This is a genomic window from Mucilaginibacter sp. HD30 (assembly GCF_054061755.1).
On the sequence record NZ_JBSSEO010000001.1, the window covers coordinates 362,888 to 380,135 of the forward strand.

Consider the following 17,248-nt stretch of genomic DNA (forward strand, 5'->3'; position numbering starts at 1 on the left):
TAAATTCTAACTGAATATTAGGCCAAAGCGTTCCTGCGTTTGTTGATGAATACGATCACCATCGCAACTATTAATAACGATCCACCCGCAATCAAACCAGTCTTAACAACCGGCGACATGCCTGTGTCGTTTGAAAGGTATTGATCGTTTCGTTGCAGCTCAGGCGATAACTTTATCGATGTTAAAAAGGTTTTTAACTCGTTACCTATCACACCGGCACGCATACCAGGGTAGGCATACTCAAAAAAGTAACTTGCTGTTGTGGTGTACAATAACACAAAGTTTTTAAACTGAACACTGCTGTCGTCCGCACGATATTCCAAAGTAAAGGCCCTTGCCTTAAGCTTCCCTACAGTAGTATCGCGAACATTTTGAGCGCTGGCGTCTTTGTATTGTTGCTTAAAGTTATCAACGTAATTATTCATTACCTTGTTAAGGTCTTTCTCCTTTGCCAGCGGCTTATTAGTTTTGTCGGTTGCTTTTACAACCACCATGTAACCATAATCGCTGTTTGCAGAAAATACCTGCTGATTCAGCGTGTCAGTCTTACTATAATCGGCCGGTAACGACACGGTTACCAAACTATCAATTTTTACCGGTTCAAGTTCCTGTGCAAATCCTGCTGTGGTAAAAAGCAGCAAGGCGGCACCTAATACTATCTTTTTCATACAGACCGTAACCCCAAAACCGTACCAGTTTTGTATATAGTGAGTAGTAAATGGTGGGTGGAGAGTGGTTAATGATTAGATAAACATGGGAGTAAGAGACGAGTAAAAAGTCTTTAAGTTGATAGACTAAACCACTCACACTTCACCATTCAACCACTCACCAACCTATAACTTTTCTATCTCCGCCTTTACAAATTGGGCCAACTCCTTAACGTAATCAGCGCTGAAATCAAATTTGATACCTGCTGTCTCGTAGATCTCTTTAATGGTTTTGGTGTAACCCAGTTTTAGCGCGTCCAGATACTGCTCAAGGGCCTTTTCGGGGTTTTCCTTATAGTTTTTCCATACGGCTATAGCTCCTAATTGAGCCATGCCGTACTCTATGTAGTAGAAAGGTATCTCGAAAATGTGCAACTGTTTTTGCCATAGATTCGCCTCTGCATCCTCTAACCCGCTCCAGTCAGCAAAGCCGGCACCGAAGGGTTCATAGATCTGTTTCCAGGCGGCGCGGCGCTCATCAGCGGTATGTTCAGGATTAGTATAGATCCAATGTTGAAACTGGTCAACCACGGCTACCCAAGGCAGGGTTTTAAGCACATCAACTAACTGGTCGCGCTTGGCGCGGCGCAGATCATCCTGATCAGTAAAGTAGACATTCCAGGTATCCATTGATACCAGCTCCATCGACATGGATGCCAATTCCGCCACCTCGGATGGGCAATGTTTAAAGTCATTCAGCTCCAGATCAGCAGTCAGGAAGGTATGCACAGCGTGCCCGCCCTCGTGTACCATGGTAGTCAGGTCGCGAAAGGTGTTAGCCGAGTTCATGAAGATGAACGGTGCGCCGGTTTCAGACAGCGGATAGTTGTAACCGCCGGGTGCCTTGCCTTTGCGGCTCTCCACGTCAAACAGGTTGTTGGCCTTCATTATCTCCAGGCGCTCGCCCAAATATTTGCTGATGTTGGTAAAGCACTGTATGGTTTTATCTATCAGTTCGTCGCCATTGCTAAAGGGTTTAAGCGGCGGCTTGCCGGATGTATTTACGTCCATATCCCAGGGGCGTAGCTCACTTAAGCCTAATGCCTGCTGGCGTTGGTGCGCATGCTCCTGCAAAATTGGCACCACCTCGCGCTCTATCGCCTCGTGGAAGGCATAGCAATCCTGCGGGGTATAGTCAAACCGGCCCAGGGCCTGGAACATGTAATCGCGGTAGTTCTCGAAGCCCGCATTAAGGGCCACCTGGTGACGAAGCGTACGCAAACGGTCAAACAGCTCATCAAGCTTGTCTTTGTCTTGCAGGCGGCGGGCGGTTATGGCCTCCCAAGCCTGGTGGCGCTTATTACGGTCGGTGTCTTTTAACAGGGCACCGGCTTGCTCAAGGGTATACTCTTTGTCGCCGATAGTGACAGACATGGCGCCGCTTATTTGCTGGTACTGCTGCGCGGTAACCTGTAGCTCCGTTTGCAATGGTATGTTCTCTTCCCTGAAGAGCTCTAATGCCTTTTTAACACCGCGTAGATATACAAAATACTTATCGTGGTCCAACTGTTCAAAATAGGGGCTGGCTACCAGCTTCTTGTTCAGTTCGTTGCTGTAGGGTGCTGTTTTAGGCTCAATATCAGTGGCAAAGTATTGAAATGCTGCCAGCTTCTCCTCGCTGTTGGTATCGCAGGTCATGCGGATGTAGCGCCAGGCAAAATCCTCTTCTAAAGCGGCTTCAAGCTCGCTACGGTCGCGCATCCAAAGCTCAAGGTCGCCGGCATTGTCTATGTGGCGGTTTACCAGGTCAAGGTAAAGAGGCTCAAGGTTCTCCCATTTAATATCAAGGTCGGCAGGTATGTATTTTCGTGTTTTCTTATGGATCATGTTAGTTGATGCGTGAATATGCAGATATGCAAATGTGCAGATTAGTCGGGAAGTCTGAAAGTGGTAAATGAGTAAATGTGCAGATGTGCAAATTTGCAGATGACATGAAAGATGCGATAGTTATGCCGTCGTTCTGTCCCACGCGCGTGTGAGACAGTTTGAGACACTTTGGGACGGAATTTTACGTAAATGTTTGGTAGTAAGTACCTTGCCACTTTATGATGGGACAAAGTGGGACTACTTATTCGTTAGCAAATTTAACTGTAAAATTGGTTTAATATATTGATATTCAGTATATTGGTAAGTTACTTGTTTTTGTCCCAACAGAAAAAATGACAAGTCATATCAGGACGAAGTGCGGCCATTTACTTATTAAATCCCTGCGCCACTTCAATGGCTTTCTCTAAAAATTCGTCTCTGCCTTCCCTAATTCCCTTTATGGTTTTATTCACATAAATATCGGGCTTTGTGCCAACGCCATGGTGTGGTGAGCCGTCCAGTTTAACCACTTTCATACCGGTGAAGACAATATGATAGCCGCCGGGCAAGAACAGATTATTTATGTTACCGTTTGTACCCGCCGTAGGCTGACCAATAATGGTTGCCAGCTTATAGTGCTCTATAAAGCTCATATAACTTTCGGCCCAGCTAATGGCTTGCCCATCTGTTAAAAAAATAATTTTAGCATTTAAATGCGGTTTGCGTGGTCTTAACTCAAAGCCTTCCTTAGTATACCCCGCTATTTTTTCCTGATCGGGATATATAATATGCGGAATTTGCATCCAGTTGGCAGCGGTATCCTTCTTTGTAAGCAGGTATTCTATAAAGTTGTTATTGTCTTTCGGGTAACCTCGCAGATCGCAAATAATAGTCCTAGCGTTTTGTAATTGCGGCAGTGCGCTATCTATCACTTTCATGTAAGCGCTGCCAATGTTAATGTACATTATATCATTCGTCAACATTTTAATATCGCCATAAGCCGGTGAGTCAAATTGCTGACTGGGCATGCTCCGCTTAAGCAATACATCACTGGTTGCGCCCGCTGTATTTGAAACCGTCAATTTCAGCTCACTGTCCCTTTCGCCCAACAAACTTTCTGTCTGCGCCCGGTGGTTTAAGTATCCTGTAGTTGCTGCCGATATGTACTGCGTTACCGTTTTAAAGTGGTCTTCTGGTTTTATTCCGTTTATTGCTGTTACAATATCGCCTTTTTTTAATGCTATGGCATTATCAATAACATGGGTTATAACCAGTTTGCCTTCTATCCATTCCCATGCAATGGGTGGTATAAAAAGGTCTTTGTCTCCTCGTGTCTGCCTTATAAAAATATGCCCGTCTTTTAACCGCGCGGTTAATCTTTGCAGGTTTTTCTTAAAATCATAGCTTGTTTTATCCGCATATGCGGTAGTTATAGCGTCCCTTAGATCGGCGGCCCAGTTGGTTTGGGCAAAATCAAAATATGGGAAAAAGTGCTGTAAAACATTCCAGGTGATACACAGGTCTGCCAGGCGTGTGTTCAGGTCGTCGCCGGTAATCATTGCATCCGGTATTTTACTGTAATTGCTTTTTAAGGCTGATAATTTGGCCGTATCTGCAAGTGGATAAGTGTGGAGGGTAGTCCCGTAAAGTGCAAGCGGAATAATAGCATTGAGCCCGCTGCCTATATTTTTATTAATGAACTCGCCAACAGCAGGATAAGCTTTAAAATAAGTGCTGTGTTTTTCGGCAATTTCTTTTGGTATACTTGTAATTGATGTCCATTTTTGTTTCGGCGCTGTTTCATCCTCAATAATATTGTATGAATATTCTGCATTTGCGTAAGCATTTATGTTAAACGGACCGTTTTTTTTACTATTGACCTCATCTTTAAATATCTCTTTCCATTCGCCGCCTTCTTTTACAGAGACTTTAAAATTATCAAATAAAAATTCACCTGTGCCAGATAAGAAAGTTCCGGTTACAAGGCTTACTGCGTTAGTGTCTACCACGCCTTTAATGGTGTAATCCTGCCATTCGTTTTTAATGATCGGATCTTCCATCATATTATTAAAAAAGCCGGATTTGCGGTTATCCAGATCAGCGCGGGCCCACAAATGCCCGGTGCCGGTACCGCTAACCATTTTTGCCCGTGCCTGCAATTTAAACTCCTTGCCGCGGTAGGGCCTGGCATCAAGGCCGCTTACTATCAATGCGCCGGCTTGTAAAGGTATCTGCTCAAAAACAAGGTTACGGTTAGTACGGGCACTTTGGTAAGGGCTACGCTTATCATTTACTAAACCAACACCCAGGTGCTGCCACGCTATGGTTTTATAACCACTAAGGGATGAAGGAATGAGCTGCGCTTTGTTTAAACTTAAATTTTTATCGCCAATTTGTAAAGTAGGGGCGATGGGCAAAAACAGATCTTCAAGGGCGGTTTTGAGTTGTTGATTGTTGTTACATGCCGCAACCTTTTTACTGCCATATATCGCAAACTTGTCCCAGTCTATCCCCGCCGCTTCATCACTCGGATTAAAGTAACGCACATAACCATAGAGTTTGGTAAAGGCTATTTGATTATCAATTTGCTGTTGCGTTTGTGCATCAGCTTTAATATAAAGTACAAAAGCTAAGAGTAATAAGGTGATCTTTTTCAATTGGCCGCTTTAAAAACAATTACCAATTTTACCGCATTTAATTCAGTTATAGTAGAATTTAACAAGTTTTAACTAAGTGCGTTGCCTGTTAATGTTGTTTGTAATATTTTTCAAGCTCTTTCAGTCGCGCAATTTGCGTAACGCGCGGATTAATAAAGGTGCGTACTTTTTTTACCAGTGCAAATGCATCCTGATACGTAAGGCCCGTGCTTAACAAATAGGCAATTGCCATGGTTGGCCCGCGCCCAAGTCCTTGCCGGCAATGCACATACACTTTTCCTCCTGCCTTAATTTCGTTGCTTATAAAATCGGCTCCTTTTACCAGTGTTTCCAAAGGGGGTGGCGTATTATCTATGGTAGGCAAATGCAGGTACTTGAAACCCTCGTATTGCGACTCAGCAAAAATTGGGTTCTCGCGCATGTTGACGATGGCGGTTACGCCCAAAGCTTTCAGTTTTTGTAAACCCAGTAAACTGTATTGGCTACCAAGAAAAAGATCTGCTGTTATCTGGCTGCGTTTAAGCGTGGGTATTCCGTTAAAAAAACGGTAAATGTTGTCCCATATCTTCTGCCAGAAAATAACTATCAGGATGGCAACGCTTTTTATTTTGTTTGTCATTACGAGGTTTTTAATGGTACCGAAACAGTTAGTGATGCCGGAACGACTTTAATGTTTAGCTCGCTGGCCGTGTCCTCGCAATCATCACACAAATAAGTTTGCTTGTTGGGCAATTGCACTGTAATATTTTTGCCCTGCCAATGCGCAACCGCATCGGTTTCTTTGCCTAACAAAGCGCCCCCTGTGGCTTTTACAATTGATAAAAAACCGGCATCTTGCAGTAAAACAACATCCAGTAAGCCGTCGCTTACACTAATGCCCGAAACCAATTGCAACTGACCGATACCCATACTGCCCGAATTGGTAATGGTTAACGCCACGCCTTCTGTATTTATCGTTTGTCCGTCTATGGTCAACTTGTAGGTGGTTGGTTCGGCATTTACTACGCTTTTAACGGTAGCAACTCCGTAAGCCAACTGGCCTATCTTGTCTTTCAGGCCGGGATCTGTTTCGGTTATCATTTCGGCCATTATGCCTAAATTGATACGTAGTAAAAACGGTCGGCCATTGATTGTTCCCGTATCTATCTTGGTAAGTTCATAATTTCCCTCTTTAAGCAACATAAGGGCCTCTTCAGTATCTTGCGGAATGCTGAGTTCTTTTGATAACACATTGGCGGTACCACCCGGAATAATAGCCAGCGGAAAAGCAGTATTGATCAAGGCCCCTGCTGCCTGCGTAACGCTGCCATCTCCGCCATATACCGCAATCAGCGTTTTGGGTTTTGATGCCATGCGGGCAACTTCTGCAGGATCTTCATCTATTTTCAAAATATGAACGGTGGTTTTCAGCGCAGAGTTTCTAAAAACATCAGCTATCAACTGTAAAATAGGTTCGTCTTTACCGGCAGACGGGTTAACAATAATAAATATATGATCGATATTCATGTGTTTGCTTTGTTCTGTAACAACGCACCCATAAAAATGATTGGCTTTTTTAGGTTAAATCAGCGCAGATATTAGGGTAGGTGGCAAACATAACACTGGCTTAACATTTGTAAAACACAAAGGCCATCATCAATTTACAGCGGCCTTTATGGTTTGTTAGGTTATCTTTTATAATATGAGCCTGAAGGTAAGGTTAAGGCGCGCTTTCATTGGCCTGGTAGATTTGGCTATGCGGTGCTGCCAATGCTCCTGTAACCCGCTTTTCATCAATAAAAACGAGCCATGTTCCAGTTTTATCGAATAATGCTCTTTGTGATCGTCTTTTTTGCGGATATCAAAACTACGTACCTGCCCAAAACTTATTGATGCAATTACAGGCTGGCTGCCCATAATGCTTTCTTTATCGCTGTGCCACGCTACCGAATCGTTCCCATCGCGGTAATAATTTAGCAACACGCTGTTAAAGCGTATACCTGCCAGCGGTTCCACCACTTCGCGCAGCGCTTGCAGTTCGGGCGTCCAGGGTAGGGTGCCTTCAATACGGTTGGTATCGCCATACCAGCAGGTAAGGCGGGGCGTCAAATATTCCTTGTCCCAAAGCTTTTGGGTGGTTTGTTGCCAGGGTGTTTCGGCAATTAGCTTTTCCAATAGCCTGTCGCTTTCCGTTTCGTTAAGTAAGTACGGGTGGTATTCCAGCAAATGCCCGGGTAAACCCCTGCTTTGTCCGGCCTCAGCAAATAACGCCAGTTGTTCTATCATAAGCGGTCCATATAATTGATAATAAAACCCGCCAGTTGTTCTTGTTCAGTAACACTTAAATGGTGGCCGTCATAGATCCAGTAACCCTCGTTGTCAAATAAAATACGACCTAAATTATCGGATGTTTTCTCAAAGGATGTGTACAGTTCATAACACTGCATGCCAACCGGTGCGTACGACGGAACAACACGAATAACCTCGCCGCCATTTGGCCTGTTTAGCCATGCCTTCGCTTCGGCGGTAAGGTAAATTTTTGCTTTAGTTAGTTGCATTATAAAAAGCTTTACAGCTCAAAATTAATAATTTACTAATAAAATTAGCAAATTATCTCAATAAAAAAGGGCAACCTATAAGTAGATTGCCCTTTTTTATTGAGATAAATTATTTTTATTGTTTGCTAAAAGTATACACTATATAGGCCGTTCTGGCACCATTGGTTATTGGCGATTTCAGCGTCATAGAGGTATTATCTGCCTGTACAACGTTAAGTACGTATCCTTCTGCTATGTTTTTAGCTTTTTCGCCCTCATAAATTTTCTTAAACTGAAATGTAGGGTTCGCTTTATCCTGGTTGTTAAAACTCCAGAAAATCTTTTGTGAAGTTCCGCTTTGTAGAGTATATGATCCGTTACCGCTGTTAGATAAGTTCCAGGTACTGTTTACAAAGGCTGAGGGCGGCGCCTGATCAAAAACACTTTGTACCGCATTAGCCACAATGCCTTCGTAGGTAACGTTGGTTAATGTCCAATTGCCATTAACAGGGCCATTTTGGGCACCTACCAAGCTTTTGGTGGTTGAGCATGCCTGTAAAATAAAAGTAAGGGCTAAAACGCTTAGGCTAAGTTGTAATATCTTTTTCATAGTTGTGTTGTTGGTATTTAAGTAAATAGTACATAAACCCTGCCAAAAATGAAATATAAAATAAACCACTAACCGGTCTAAAAAAAAAGCCGCAGCGGTAATCCACTGCGGCTTTATTATTTCGAGGCTTTATGGTTATTACATTGGCCCAATCAGTTCAATAAAGTTACCATCCGGATCCTGTACAAAAGCAAACTGACTTTGCGCATTTAGGGCGGTTGGTGTGCTGCCTAATAATTTAACGTTCATTTTAGCCAGCTTGTCTATCACCGTTTTTAATGATTTTACATTGATGGTTATGTACTGGGGGCGCACATCATCCTGTATGAAATTTTGTTTGGGATGTGTTGCTTTAGCACCCTTTATGCTGATGAGTTTCCATTCGTTAGCTTCGGGGCTGTTTTCCAGCTTTAAAACGGTTACTGCAAAAGGTACCCCGTTTGATAGACCCGAGCGTTTAGCAAAGTCTTCGGCAATATTAAAGCTGCTGGCTTTTACCATGCCTATACCGTTAACATAAAAGTCGACAGATTTTTCAATGTCGGCTACAACTACGCCAATACCAATTAGTTTACTGCTAAAATTAGATTGTGCTTTAACTTTAAAACCCAACACCAGGGCGAAAGCAAGCGAGAGAAATAAGTATTTTTTCATAGAGATTTATTTGGGCTATAAAGTTGCAGATTATTTTGAAGTTTTTTGGTAGTAAGAGATTGTAAATTATGAGTGTTCGTGATATTCCAAAGGCCACTTTTTGTTATCCTGAGCGATAGCGAAGGATCTTATATAACTGACAAATAGCGCGGACAAACCACAGGATTGGCAAAGCGTATAAGATCCTTCGCTATCGCTCAGGATGACAACCGAGTTTTTGTCATGCTGTTGATTTGTAAATTTAGACCAACGATATATCGGGACTTCCCGACAAAAGCGAATTTTCAGACTAACCCAGAGTCCTATCCAGCAAAAACAAAACTGCGAACACTACACTGGCAATGCCATTAGTGGTCATAAAGGCAAAGTTTACGCGGCTCAGGTCATTAGGTTTAACCAGCATGTGCTGATAGATGAGCATGGCGCAGAAAAACGCTATCCCGATATAATACAATACCCCCACATTGGTATAAAATACAGGTAGCATGATGAACAATGCCGATAATACATGTAAAAAGGTAGATAGCCTTAACGCATTTACCTTACCTAAATAAGCGGGGATGGAGTGCAGATTTTCGCTGCGGTCAAAATCTTCGTCCTGAAGGGCATAAATAATATCAAAACCACTTACCCAGCACAATACAGCTAACGAGAAAAAGATGGGCAGCAAAGCAAATTCCCCTGTTACTGACAGGTATGCGCCTACAGGAGCCAGCGAAAGACCGAGCCCCAATACCAAATGGCAAAGCGCGGTAAAGCGTTTAGTGGCGCTGTAACCTAATACCACAAGCAGGGCCACCGGCGATAGGTAAAAACAAAGCGGGTTAATGAACCATGTTACAACAATAAAAAAGGTGCAGTTAATAAGCGTAAAGGCCAGTGCGGACGTGGGGCTAATACGACCGGCCGGTATATCGCGTACTTTAGTGCGGGGGTTTTTAGCATCAATCTCCCTGTCAAGATAGCGGTTAAATGCCATAGCCGAGTTGCGGGCAAACACCATGCAAAGCACCATCATTACCAGTTTTTGCCACACAAAGGGGTGATTAGTGGTAGTCACCGCCAAAAAAAAGCCGATAAAGGCAAAAGGCATTGCAAATATGGTATGCGAAAAGGTTACAAGCGATAGATATTTCTTCATTTAGCAAAGGCTGTTAGCGCTGCAAAACTAACCAAAACTTTAAACAAAAAGTAAAGCACCCTTTAAGCCACTGTAGCCATGTAGTTGTTAATTATATTTTCAGAGTCTTTCACTATCTCGCAGATCTTTTGGTCAAGCTCTTTTACAGTATATTCCAACATGTCCAGGTAATCGTTGCTGTCTTTATTCCGCTCCATTTTTATCAGCGCCATTATGCCTAATAATGATGCAACCGGCCGCCGCAACTCATGCGATTGTATAATGGCTATCCGCGTTAGCGCAGCGTTCTGTATGTTGATCTGGTCCTCATGCATTTTGCGTTCAGTAATGTCAGTAGAGTTCATGGCCACGCCAATAATATCGCCGTTTGGCCCGTTAATGGGCATAAAAGTGAGGTCTTTCCAACATTCAGGGTCGCGGCCGGGGCACACGTTCCATTCACGCCTTACAGTTTCGCCGGCAAAAGCTTTTTTAAAATGCCTGGTCATTGCCTCAACTATTTCCGGTGCCGTAAAGTCGGTAACATAAGCGCCTGTTTTCAACCGTTTGCCATGTTCTGCTATACAAAACTCATCGGCTGCTGTGTTAAAGGCCAGTATCTGCAAATTTTTATTAACCAAAATGTGTGTATCATTTGAGCTGTCAAAAATGGCCTGCAGTTTAAATTCCGATTCTTCTATCAGTTTTTTCTGTCGGTCGGTTTCAGCGTTGCGGTCTTCCAAGGCACGTATGGCCCAGTTTACTTCCATCAGGTGCATAACCTGCTTTGAAAGTATTTTTAAAGCGTTGCGCTGCAACTCGTCAAGCTGGTGTTCCTCCATATCAATCACGCACAAACTGCCTATGTTATGGCCATCTTTAGTGGTTAGTGTGGCACCCGCGTAAAAACGAACGTGGGGCGCTTCGGCAACCAGCGGATTATCGCGAAAGCGCATATCAGCCAAAGTATTTGGCACCACCAACAAATCTGGTTGTTGAATAGTATGGTTACAGAAGGCCATGTCGCGGTGGGTGCTTTCCATATCAACACCTTTGCTGGCCTTAAACCACTGCAAATTTTCGTCAATAAGCGTAACAAGCGCCACAGGCGTGTTGCAGATCTGGGCGGCAAGGTCAACAATTTCGTTAAGATCAGCGGCTACGCGGGTATCAAGGTTTTTAAATCTGCTTACTGCGTCAAGGCGGCTTTTTTCGTCACTCATACTAAATGCAGGCAAGGCTTTTATTGTGTCTCATAAGTATATGTTGTATACGCAGCAGGGATAAACTCGGTTTTTAAATGTCGTGGTTACATTATTATTCTGCTGTAACTTTTGTAATACAAATGTTACCTATCAGTTATAAATTAACTATCGCGATATTTCGATGTCTTTCAACGTTATGTTTAACTTTTTGCGGGCTGGTGTTAATCATTTAATACTTTTGTAGCGCATAAAAATTATAAAATATGAGGGCCTTTATATTCGACCTGAATGGTACCATGATAAACGACATGGAGTTTCATACCCGCGCATGGATGCATTTAATGAACCATGACCTGGGCGGGAATTTTACATGGGACGAAGTAAAGGCGCAGATGTACGGCAAAAACCCCGAGGTATTGGTGCGCATGTTTGGCGCCTTCAGGTTTACTGAGGATGAAATGAAAGAACTCTCTTTTGAAAAAGAGCGCCGCTATCAGCAGGAGTACCTGCCGCAGCTGGCCTTGCTGCCCGGTTTACATCAGTTTTTGGATAAAGCACATAAGGCAGGTATCGTAATGGGGATAGGATCGGCGGCTATTCCGTTTAACATTGATTTTGTGCTGGACAATTTAAATATACGCCATTATTTTAAGGCGATAGTAAGCGCCGATGATGTGGCCATAAGCAAACCCCACCCCGAAACTTACCTGCGCGTGGCCGAACTATTGCAGGTACAGCCCGAAGATTGCCTCGTATTTGAAGATGTGCCCAAAGGTGCCGAAGCTGCGCTTAACGCCGGGATGCAAGCGGTTATTTTAACCACCACCCATCAACAGGATGAATTTGATAACCTGCCGAACGTGATACACTTTGCTGATGATTTTACAGGCGGGTTTTTTGAAGGACTGGTAGTATAACAAGCGCTGTTTGTTTGGAATAGATATTACAGACTTTTTTTAACTTGTATACGTTAAATCACCATGAAAATACAATTACCTATTATAATTATTGCCGTGTGTATGTTGCTGAGTTCGTGCTCGCAGGTATACACCCCGGCGCTTTATCATCAGGATATTGCTTATCTGCCTAAGCCCGCATCATTTGATAAGGAAAGCACTGCTAATTATGCATCTGCAGGTTTAAATATGTATACCAACACTAACATTAACGACGTGTTGGTGAGCGGACAACTTAACCTAAGCCGTGCGCATACCTTTGAAAATTTTAACGTGGCGTATGGTGCCTTCGGCGTTTTTGGCGACTATCAAACGGGATCAAACGATAAGGCAAAGGCCAACTATTTTAGCGACAAATTTTTTGGTGCAGTAGGTGGGCGGTTTTCGGCTAATTTCTATGTTAATCAGGACCGGGCCGATATCCGTTTTATTGGTGTAGAGGCGGCTTATAGTCATGAGTTTGGCGATTATGCTGACTTTCGCAAATATTTAATAACGCAGCCCGGTTATAAAGTTGACGCGCGTACAGATCTGTTAAGCATAGGCCTAACCAGCGAAGTACTGTTCCACAACCAGAACGATACCGATTTTCAGCACGGCATACGCGGTTATTTGGGCACAACTTTAGGTTATAATCCAATTAACAATGACTTTTACAGCGGCGATACCGCAACGCAGCGCATGTTCCGTAATATTTACCCTAAGGCAAGTTACTTTATAAAATTTAAAGATTATTTTGGTACAATTGAAGTAGGGAGCGCAGTATTTTTAAGGGCAGGGTTGAAATTTTAAAAAAGCTGAACAGGGCGCTTACTCAGTTTCTAATTTAACAGTAAAACCAGTCTTTAATAACAATTCTTTAATCTTCAATAACCAATCTTTAATCTTCAAGTATTAACTTTACCAATAATAAAATAAACACACAACATTATGAAAAGAACAGCAAAAGCCCACTGGAACGGCACTTTAAAAGAGGGTGCAGGTACAATAACTACCCAAAGCACTACTTTAAACAACACACAATATTCTTTTAAAACCCGTTTTGCAGATGGTGTTGGTACTAACCCCGAGGAGTTAATAGCGGCTGCACATGCAGGTTGCTTTACTATGGCCGTTGGCGCTGAACTTACCAAAGCCGGTTTTACCCCAGGTGATCTGGATACGGAAGCAATTTTAGAATTGGATATGGTAGCACTAAGCATTACCGCTATTCATTTGGAGCTGAAAGCATCTGCAATTGAAGGCGTATCTGCAGAACAATTTCAAGCAATTGCAGAAGGTGCAAAAGCTAATTGTATCATATCAAAAGTACTGAACGCGCCTATTACATTAGGCGTTAGTTACCAATAAGAAACTACTTTATTTTAGCGTCGTTGTGCAATAAATCTATTCACAATGACGCTAATAATTTAAAGACTGAACTATCTTTCGCTGTTCAAGTCGCTGCCTGATGGGTTTAAAATGTATTCAAATTTTTCGTACCCGTTTTTTACGATAAATTTTAATCGGGATTTTGGTTCATCAATATCCAGTGACAGAGAGGCAAGAGTAGACGGCAAATTGTCGCGTATCAGTTTCAAATCAGTAACATGCGGCATTTCTATAAAAATGTCATCGCCCAGAGCCGTGATTGTCCATCCTTTTAGTCCGACGCTGTTTAACACATCAATCCATTTTTGCTGGTAAACATTCATATTAACTTTTTATTATAAAATATCCTTTCGGCACGAATAGTTTTGCTACCGGTATATTTTCTTTATATACCATTCAAACTTCACGTACGCTTTACTTTACCTAACAATTACAAATGTAACTTTGCGGTATTAATCATTTGATTAATTTTGCACCGAACTCAAACAACATACCTATGTGTTTGTAGATTATAATACATTAAATAATACCTTTGCCGCCATTAATGGATATACAAAGCACCGAGGCTCCAGTACTTAAAAAAAAGAAAAATCAACCGCGTAAAAAGGCATTAGATTTTTTTGTTACGCTTTATGATATTCATAAGTTCATTATCCGCTTTTTTAAAGAGGCTTTTGTACCGCCATTTGAGTTTAGAGAGATAGTAAGGCAATGCTTTGAAGTAGGCGTAAGGTCGTTCACATTAATATCCTTAACAGGCTTAATTGTGGGCCTTATTTTCACCAAACAATCCCGCCCGTCGCTGGCGCAGTTTGGCGCAAGCTCATGGCTGCCATCGTTGGTATCAATAGCTATCATGCGTGCGCTGGCGCCTTTGGTAACAGCGTTGATAGCTGCCGGTAAAGTAGGGTCAAGCATTGGTGCAGAGTTAGGCTCCATGCGCGTAACCGAGCAGATAGATGCAATGGAGGTATCGGGCACCAACCCTTTTAAATTTTTGGTTTGTACACGTGTGCTGGCCACAACCTTAACCATCCCCATTTTAGCAACCTACACAGGGTTAGTAGCCATGTTAGGTGGTTATATTAACGTGGCTCTTAATGAGGGTACCAGTTTCAGAACTTTTATACAGGAGTTTTTTGATCCGCTGAGTTTTATTGATTTTAACGCATCGCTTATAAAATCAATTGTTTTTGGCTTTACCATTGGTATAGTAGGCTGTTACCAGGGTTACAACTCAAATAAGGGTACTGAGGGGGTAGGTAAAGCGGCTAATGGCGCAGTAGTTACCGCTATGTTTTTAGTTTTTATTGAAGAAATTGTAATAGTACAGATAACCAGCTGGTTTAGATAGCAAATATGCGCAAGGCAAAGGCACCCATAGATAAAGGCAACGCGGTTATTAGCATTAAGGGATTGGAAAAATCCTTTGGCGACTATGACGTGCTACGGGGTATTGACCTTGAGCTTTACCAGGGCGAGAACCTGGTGGTGCTGGGCCGTTCCGGTACAGGTAAATCTGTTTTGATAAAGATCATATCAGGCTTGCTTACATTGGATAGCGGATATGTTGAAGTATTGGGTCAGGATATCAGTAAGATCACGGAACGCGAGTTGCGTGAATTGCGCGTTAGGTTGGGCTTTTCTTTTCAGAACAGCGCCTTGTATGATAGTATGACGGTACGTAAAAATCTGGAGTTCCCGCTGGTGCGTAATAAAAGAAATTTAACCCGCGGTGAGGTGGATACAGCGGTTGAGACCGTGCTGGATGCAGTGGGCCTTTCGCAAACCATTAACCAGATGCCGTCAGAGCTCTCGGGCGGGCAGCGTAAACGTATAGGGATTGCCCGTACTTTGATACTTAACCCGGAAATTATGCTGTATGACGAGCCTACAGCGGGGTTGGACCCCATTACGTGTATTGAAATAAACGAACTGATAAACGAGGTGCAGGAACGTTATAACACATCGTCAATAATAATTACACACGACTTAACCTGCGCCAAACAAACCGGCGACCGTATTGCAATGTTATTGGACGGGCAGTTTCAGCGCCAGGGCACTTTTGATGAGGTATTTGATACAAAAGATGAACGGGTAAAACCATTTTTTGATTACAATTTTATAAAGTAGATTTAAAGAAGATATTTATGGACAGATCAGACAATAAAACCGCGATAACAGTAGGCATATTCCTGGCCATAGGGCTGGTTGTGTTTTTACTGGGCGTTTTTACACTGGGCAGCCAATCAAAAAGTTTTTCAAAAAGCGTGCGCATCAGTGCTGTTTTTGATGATGTTGCCGGTTTGAAAAGTGGTAACAGCGTCTGGTTTTCGGGCGTAAAGGTAGGCAGCATCAGTAAAATAAAATTTATTGGCGCCGGCCAGGTTGATGTGGATATGAAAATTGACGAAGGCAGCCAACCTTATATACACCGCAATGCGGGTGTGCATATCGGTTCTGACGGGCTGATAGGCAATAAAATTATTGTTATTGACGGTGGTACGCCACAGGCTCCGGTTATTGCAGAAGGCGACGTTTTACAATCGGAAAAAATGACATCGACTGATGACATCATGAAGACCCTGCAACAAAACAACCAAAATCTACTATCAATAACCGGCGACTTTAAATTATTAAGCCGTAAGATATTGCAAGGAAAAGGCACTGTAGGCACGCTGATGGCCGATAGTTTAATGGCGGTACAACTGCGTAACTCTATGCGTAATTTGGAAGCAGCTACAGGCAGCGCTGCGAGAATGGCTGTGCAGTTGGATAGATTCAGCAATACGATGAACACTAAAGGCGGCTTAGCTGATAAGCTGTTTACAGATACAGCTACATTCAACAAGCTAAGCGCATCAGTAGCGCAGTTACAGCAAACCGCTAAAAATGCGTCTGCCATTACAGATAACCTTAACAAGGCAACCAATAAATTTAACACCAACGACAACGCCATCGGCATTTTATTAAACGATGGTGCCGCCGCCGGTCAGGTCCGCAGCACTATCAGTAATCTACAGCAGAGCTCTGTCAAATTAAATGATAATATGCAAGCGCTTCAAAGCAACTTCTTTCTTAAAGGTTTCTTTAAAAAACGCGAAAAAGCTAAACAGGATAGTATAAAGGCGGCGGAGAAGTTGAATAAGTAGGTTTTAGTCCGGAGTTTCGCATAAGTTGGGAAGTTTTAGAATTACTTATATTTAAAAGCGGCTATAACTGCTTTATCGCAATTCGTTTTTGCTAATTTTGCTCTCAAGTCTTCAAAAAAACTCCGACCGCTTTTGTAATTGAGATATAAATTCTTTTTATTATTAATAATAATGCGATAGTCGGATTCATTGTCTTTTCGCGAAACCAAATGTTTGCTTGCTTCGGTAAAATTTCTTATGGTTTCAAATGTTTTCATATTTGTTTTAACGCTTTTACCCAGGTAGTGATCAGTCATTCTATCCCTCGGAATTATTTTTTTTTCGACACTGATGGCTAAAGTTCCTATTGGTTTGTCTTCCTCGCCGATATGAACAAATCTGATTGAATGTAAAGTTTGCGCGAAGCTTACATTGGTAATAAATGCGAAAAAGAAAATTTTTAGACCAACTACTAAATTCATGACTGCTACCTACGTGGGAATTATTAAAAATAG

The 17,248-nt window shown here is 42.5% G+C and carries 19 protein-coding genes; 6 read left to right on the forward strand and 13 right to left on the reverse strand.

The window, feature by feature from the left end; all coding sequences use genetic code 11:
• Positions 1 to 17 precede the first annotated feature (17 nt).
• The 11 genes from ACVW2L_RS01815 to ACVW2L_RS01865 all read right to left on the reverse strand — a co-directional run bounded on the left by ACVW2L_RS01815 (position 18) and on the right by ACVW2L_RS01865 (position 11,293).
• Positions 18 to 668, reverse strand: coding sequence for a hypothetical protein (locus ACVW2L_RS01815; RefSeq protein ID WP_457126239.1), 651 nt, complete (start codon positions 666 to 668; stop codon positions 18 to 20).
• A 165-nt stretch (positions 669 to 833) separates the two neighbouring features.
• A complete protein-coding gene (locus ACVW2L_RS01820) occupies positions 834 to 2,534 on the reverse strand; it encodes a M3 family oligoendopeptidase (RefSeq protein WP_457126240.1) in 1,701 nt (566 codons plus the stop codon).
• A gap of 365 nt (positions 2,535 to 2,899) precedes the next feature.
• Complete coding sequence (locus tag ACVW2L_RS01825) at positions 2,900 to 5,170, reverse strand: S41 family peptidase (RefSeq protein WP_457126241.1); 2,271 nt, start codon at positions 5,168 to 5,170, stop codon at positions 2,900 to 2,902.
• An 88-nt stretch (positions 5,171 to 5,258) separates the two neighbouring features.
• On the reverse strand, positions 5,259 to 5,789 hold the full coding sequence (locus tag ACVW2L_RS01830) for a protein-tyrosine phosphatase family protein (protein ID WP_457126242.1): 531 nt from the start codon (positions 5,787 to 5,789) through the stop codon (positions 5,259 to 5,261).
• Entirely contained in the window at positions 5,789 to 6,676 is an 888-nt protein-coding gene (locus ACVW2L_RS01835) for a diacylglycerol/lipid kinase family protein (protein WP_457126243.1), read from the reverse strand. Before ACVW2L_RS01835 ends, ACVW2L_RS01830 begins: the two co-directional genes overlap by 1 nt.
• Before the next feature lie 168 nt (positions 6,677 to 6,844).
• Positions 6,845 to 7,435, reverse strand: a complete 591-nt coding sequence (locus ACVW2L_RS01840; RefSeq protein ID WP_457126244.1) for an alpha-ketoglutarate-dependent dioxygenase AlkB family protein — start codon at positions 7,433 to 7,435, stop codon at positions 6,845 to 6,847.
• Positions 7,432 to 7,707: a hypothetical protein gene (locus ACVW2L_RS01845; RefSeq protein WP_457126245.1), complete on the reverse strand. Its 276-nt coding sequence runs from the start codon at positions 7,705 to 7,707 to the stop codon at positions 7,432 to 7,434. Before ACVW2L_RS01845 ends, ACVW2L_RS01840 begins: the two co-directional genes overlap by 4 nt.
• A gap of 115 nt (positions 7,708 to 7,822) precedes the next feature.
• A complete protein-coding gene (locus ACVW2L_RS01850; RefSeq protein WP_457126246.1) occupies positions 7,823 to 8,296 on the reverse strand; it encodes a hypothetical protein in 474 nt (157 codons plus the stop codon).
• A 138-nt stretch (positions 8,297 to 8,434) separates the two neighbouring features.
• Positions 8,435 to 8,950, reverse strand: a complete 516-nt coding sequence (locus ACVW2L_RS01855) for a VOC family protein (protein WP_457126247.1) — start codon at positions 8,948 to 8,950, stop codon at positions 8,435 to 8,437.
• A 289-nt stretch (positions 8,951 to 9,239) separates the two neighbouring features.
• Positions 9,240 to 10,091 carry a UbiA-like polyprenyltransferase gene (locus ACVW2L_RS01860; protein WP_457126248.1) on the reverse strand — a complete coding sequence of 284 codons (852 nt, stop codon included), beginning with the start codon at positions 10,089 to 10,091 and terminating at the stop codon, positions 9,240 to 9,242.
• 62 nt (positions 10,092 to 10,153) lie between these two features.
• Positions 10,154 to 11,293, reverse strand: a complete 1,140-nt coding sequence (locus ACVW2L_RS01865) for a GAF domain-containing protein (protein ID WP_457126249.1) — start codon at positions 11,291 to 11,293, stop codon at positions 10,154 to 10,156.
• A gap of 245 nt (positions 11,294 to 11,538) precedes the next feature.
• Between ACVW2L_RS01865 and ACVW2L_RS01870 the strand changes: the two genes are divergently transcribed.
• From ACVW2L_RS01870 to ACVW2L_RS01880, 3 genes are all read left to right on the forward strand, one after another.
• Positions 11,539 to 12,192 (forward strand): HAD family hydrolase, encoded by a 654-nt coding sequence (locus ACVW2L_RS01870; RefSeq protein ID WP_457126250.1) that lies wholly within the window; start codon positions 11,539 to 11,541, stop codon positions 12,190 to 12,192.
• A 63-nt stretch (positions 12,193 to 12,255) separates the two neighbouring features.
• Entirely contained in the window at positions 12,256 to 13,023 is a 768-nt protein-coding gene (locus ACVW2L_RS01875; RefSeq protein ID WP_457126251.1) for a hypothetical protein, read from the forward strand.
• A gap of 138 nt (positions 13,024 to 13,161) precedes the next feature.
• Positions 13,162 to 13,581, forward strand: coding sequence for an OsmC family protein (locus ACVW2L_RS01880; protein ID WP_457126252.1), 420 nt, complete (start codon positions 13,162 to 13,164; stop codon positions 13,579 to 13,581).
• 71 nt (positions 13,582 to 13,652) lie between these two features.
• On the opposite strand, the gene ACVW2L_RS01885 is transcribed toward ACVW2L_RS01880, so the two are convergent.
• On the reverse strand, positions 13,653 to 13,925 hold the full coding sequence (locus tag ACVW2L_RS01885) for a hypothetical protein (RefSeq protein ID WP_457126253.1): 273 nt from the start codon (positions 13,923 to 13,925) through the stop codon (positions 13,653 to 13,655).
• Between the two features lie 221 nt (positions 13,926 to 14,146).
• On the opposite strand from ACVW2L_RS01885, the gene ACVW2L_RS01890 reads away from it, so the two are divergent.
• The 3 genes from ACVW2L_RS01890 to ACVW2L_RS01900 are packed head-to-tail and all read left to right on the forward strand — an operon-like array spanning position 14,147 to position 16,754.
• Positions 14,147 to 14,956, forward strand: coding sequence for an MlaE family ABC transporter permease (locus ACVW2L_RS01890; protein ID WP_457126254.1), 810 nt, complete (start codon positions 14,147 to 14,149; stop codon positions 14,954 to 14,956).
• A 5-nt stretch (positions 14,957 to 14,961) separates the two neighbouring features.
• A complete protein-coding gene (locus tag ACVW2L_RS01895; RefSeq protein WP_457126255.1) occupies positions 14,962 to 15,735 on the forward strand; it encodes an ABC transporter ATP-binding protein in 774 nt (257 codons plus the stop codon).
• Between the two features lie 17 nt (positions 15,736 to 15,752).
• Positions 15,753 to 16,754: an MlaD family protein gene (locus ACVW2L_RS01900; protein WP_457126256.1), complete on the forward strand. Its 1,002-nt coding sequence runs from the start codon at positions 15,753 to 15,755 to the stop codon at positions 16,752 to 16,754.
• Positions 16,755 to 16,795: 41 nt separating this feature from the next.
• On the opposite strand, the gene ACVW2L_RS01905 is transcribed toward ACVW2L_RS01900, so the two are convergent.
• Positions 16,796 to 17,215: a hypothetical protein gene (locus tag ACVW2L_RS01905; protein WP_457126257.1), complete on the reverse strand. Its 420-nt coding sequence runs from the start codon at positions 17,213 to 17,215 to the stop codon at positions 16,796 to 16,798.
• Positions 17,216 to 17,248: the final 33 nt, after the last annotated feature.

What these genes read in the sequence shown, in the direction of transcription:
- ACVW2L_RS01905 (WP_457126257.1), bottom strand. Translation starts at nt 17,215, where the DNA reads ATGAATTTAGTAGTTGGTCTAAAAATTTTCTTTTTCGCATTTATTACC.
- ACVW2L_RS01890 (WP_457126254.1), top strand. Translation starts at nt 14,147, where the DNA reads ATGGATATACAAAGCACCGAGGCTCCAGTACTTAAAAAAAAGAAAAAT.
- ACVW2L_RS01865 (WP_457126249.1), bottom strand. Translation starts at nt 11,293, where the DNA reads ATGAGTGACGAAAAAAGCCGCCTTGACGCAGTAAGCAGATTTAAAAAC.
- ACVW2L_RS01870 (WP_457126250.1), top strand. Translation starts at nt 11,539, where the DNA reads ATGAGGGCCTTTATATTCGACCTGAATGGTACCATGATAAACGACATG.
- ACVW2L_RS01835 (WP_457126243.1), bottom strand. Translation starts at nt 6,676, where the DNA reads ATGAATATCGATCATATATTTATTATTGTTAACCCGTCTGCCGGTAAA.
- ACVW2L_RS01830 (WP_457126242.1), bottom strand. Translation starts at nt 5,789, where the DNA reads ATGACAAACAAAATAAAAAGCGTTGCCATCCTGATAGTTATTTTCTGG.
- ACVW2L_RS01815 (WP_457126239.1), bottom strand. Translation starts at nt 668, where the DNA reads ATGAAAAAGATAGTATTAGGTGCCGCCTTGCTGCTTTTTACCACAGCA.
- ACVW2L_RS01900 (WP_457126256.1), top strand. Translation starts at nt 15,753, where the DNA reads ATGGACAGATCAGACAATAAAACCGCGATAACAGTAGGCATATTCCTG.
- ACVW2L_RS01850 (WP_457126246.1), bottom strand. Translation starts at nt 8,296, where the DNA reads ATGAAAAAGATATTACAACTTAGCCTAAGCGTTTTAGCCCTTACTTTT.
- ACVW2L_RS01875 (WP_457126251.1), top strand. Translation starts at nt 12,256, where the DNA reads ATGAAAATACAATTACCTATTATAATTATTGCCGTGTGTATGTTGCTG.
- ACVW2L_RS01885 (WP_457126253.1), bottom strand. Translation starts at nt 13,925, where the DNA reads ATGAATGTTTACCAGCAAAAATGGATTGATGTGTTAAACAGCGTCGGA.
- ACVW2L_RS01845 (WP_457126245.1), bottom strand. Translation starts at nt 7,707, where the DNA reads ATGCAACTAACTAAAGCAAAAATTTACCTTACCGCCGAAGCGAAGGCA.
- ACVW2L_RS01855 (WP_457126247.1), bottom strand. Translation starts at nt 8,950, where the DNA reads ATGAAAAAATACTTATTTCTCTCGCTTGCTTTCGCCCTGGTGTTGGGT.
- ACVW2L_RS01820 (WP_457126240.1), bottom strand. Translation starts at nt 2,534, where the DNA reads ATGATCCATAAGAAAACACGAAAATACATACCTGCCGACCTTGATATT.
- ACVW2L_RS01840 (WP_457126244.1), bottom strand. Translation starts at nt 7,435, where the DNA reads ATGATAGAACAACTGGCGTTATTTGCTGAGGCCGGACAAAGCAGGGGT.
- ACVW2L_RS01895 (WP_457126255.1), top strand. Translation starts at nt 14,962, where the DNA reads ATGCGCAAGGCAAAGGCACCCATAGATAAAGGCAACGCGGTTATTAGC.
- ACVW2L_RS01880 (WP_457126252.1), top strand. Translation starts at nt 13,162, where the DNA reads ATGAAAAGAACAGCAAAAGCCCACTGGAACGGCACTTTAAAAGAGGGT.
- ACVW2L_RS01860 (WP_457126248.1), bottom strand. Translation starts at nt 10,091, where the DNA reads ATGAAGAAATATCTATCGCTTGTAACCTTTTCGCATACCATATTTGCA.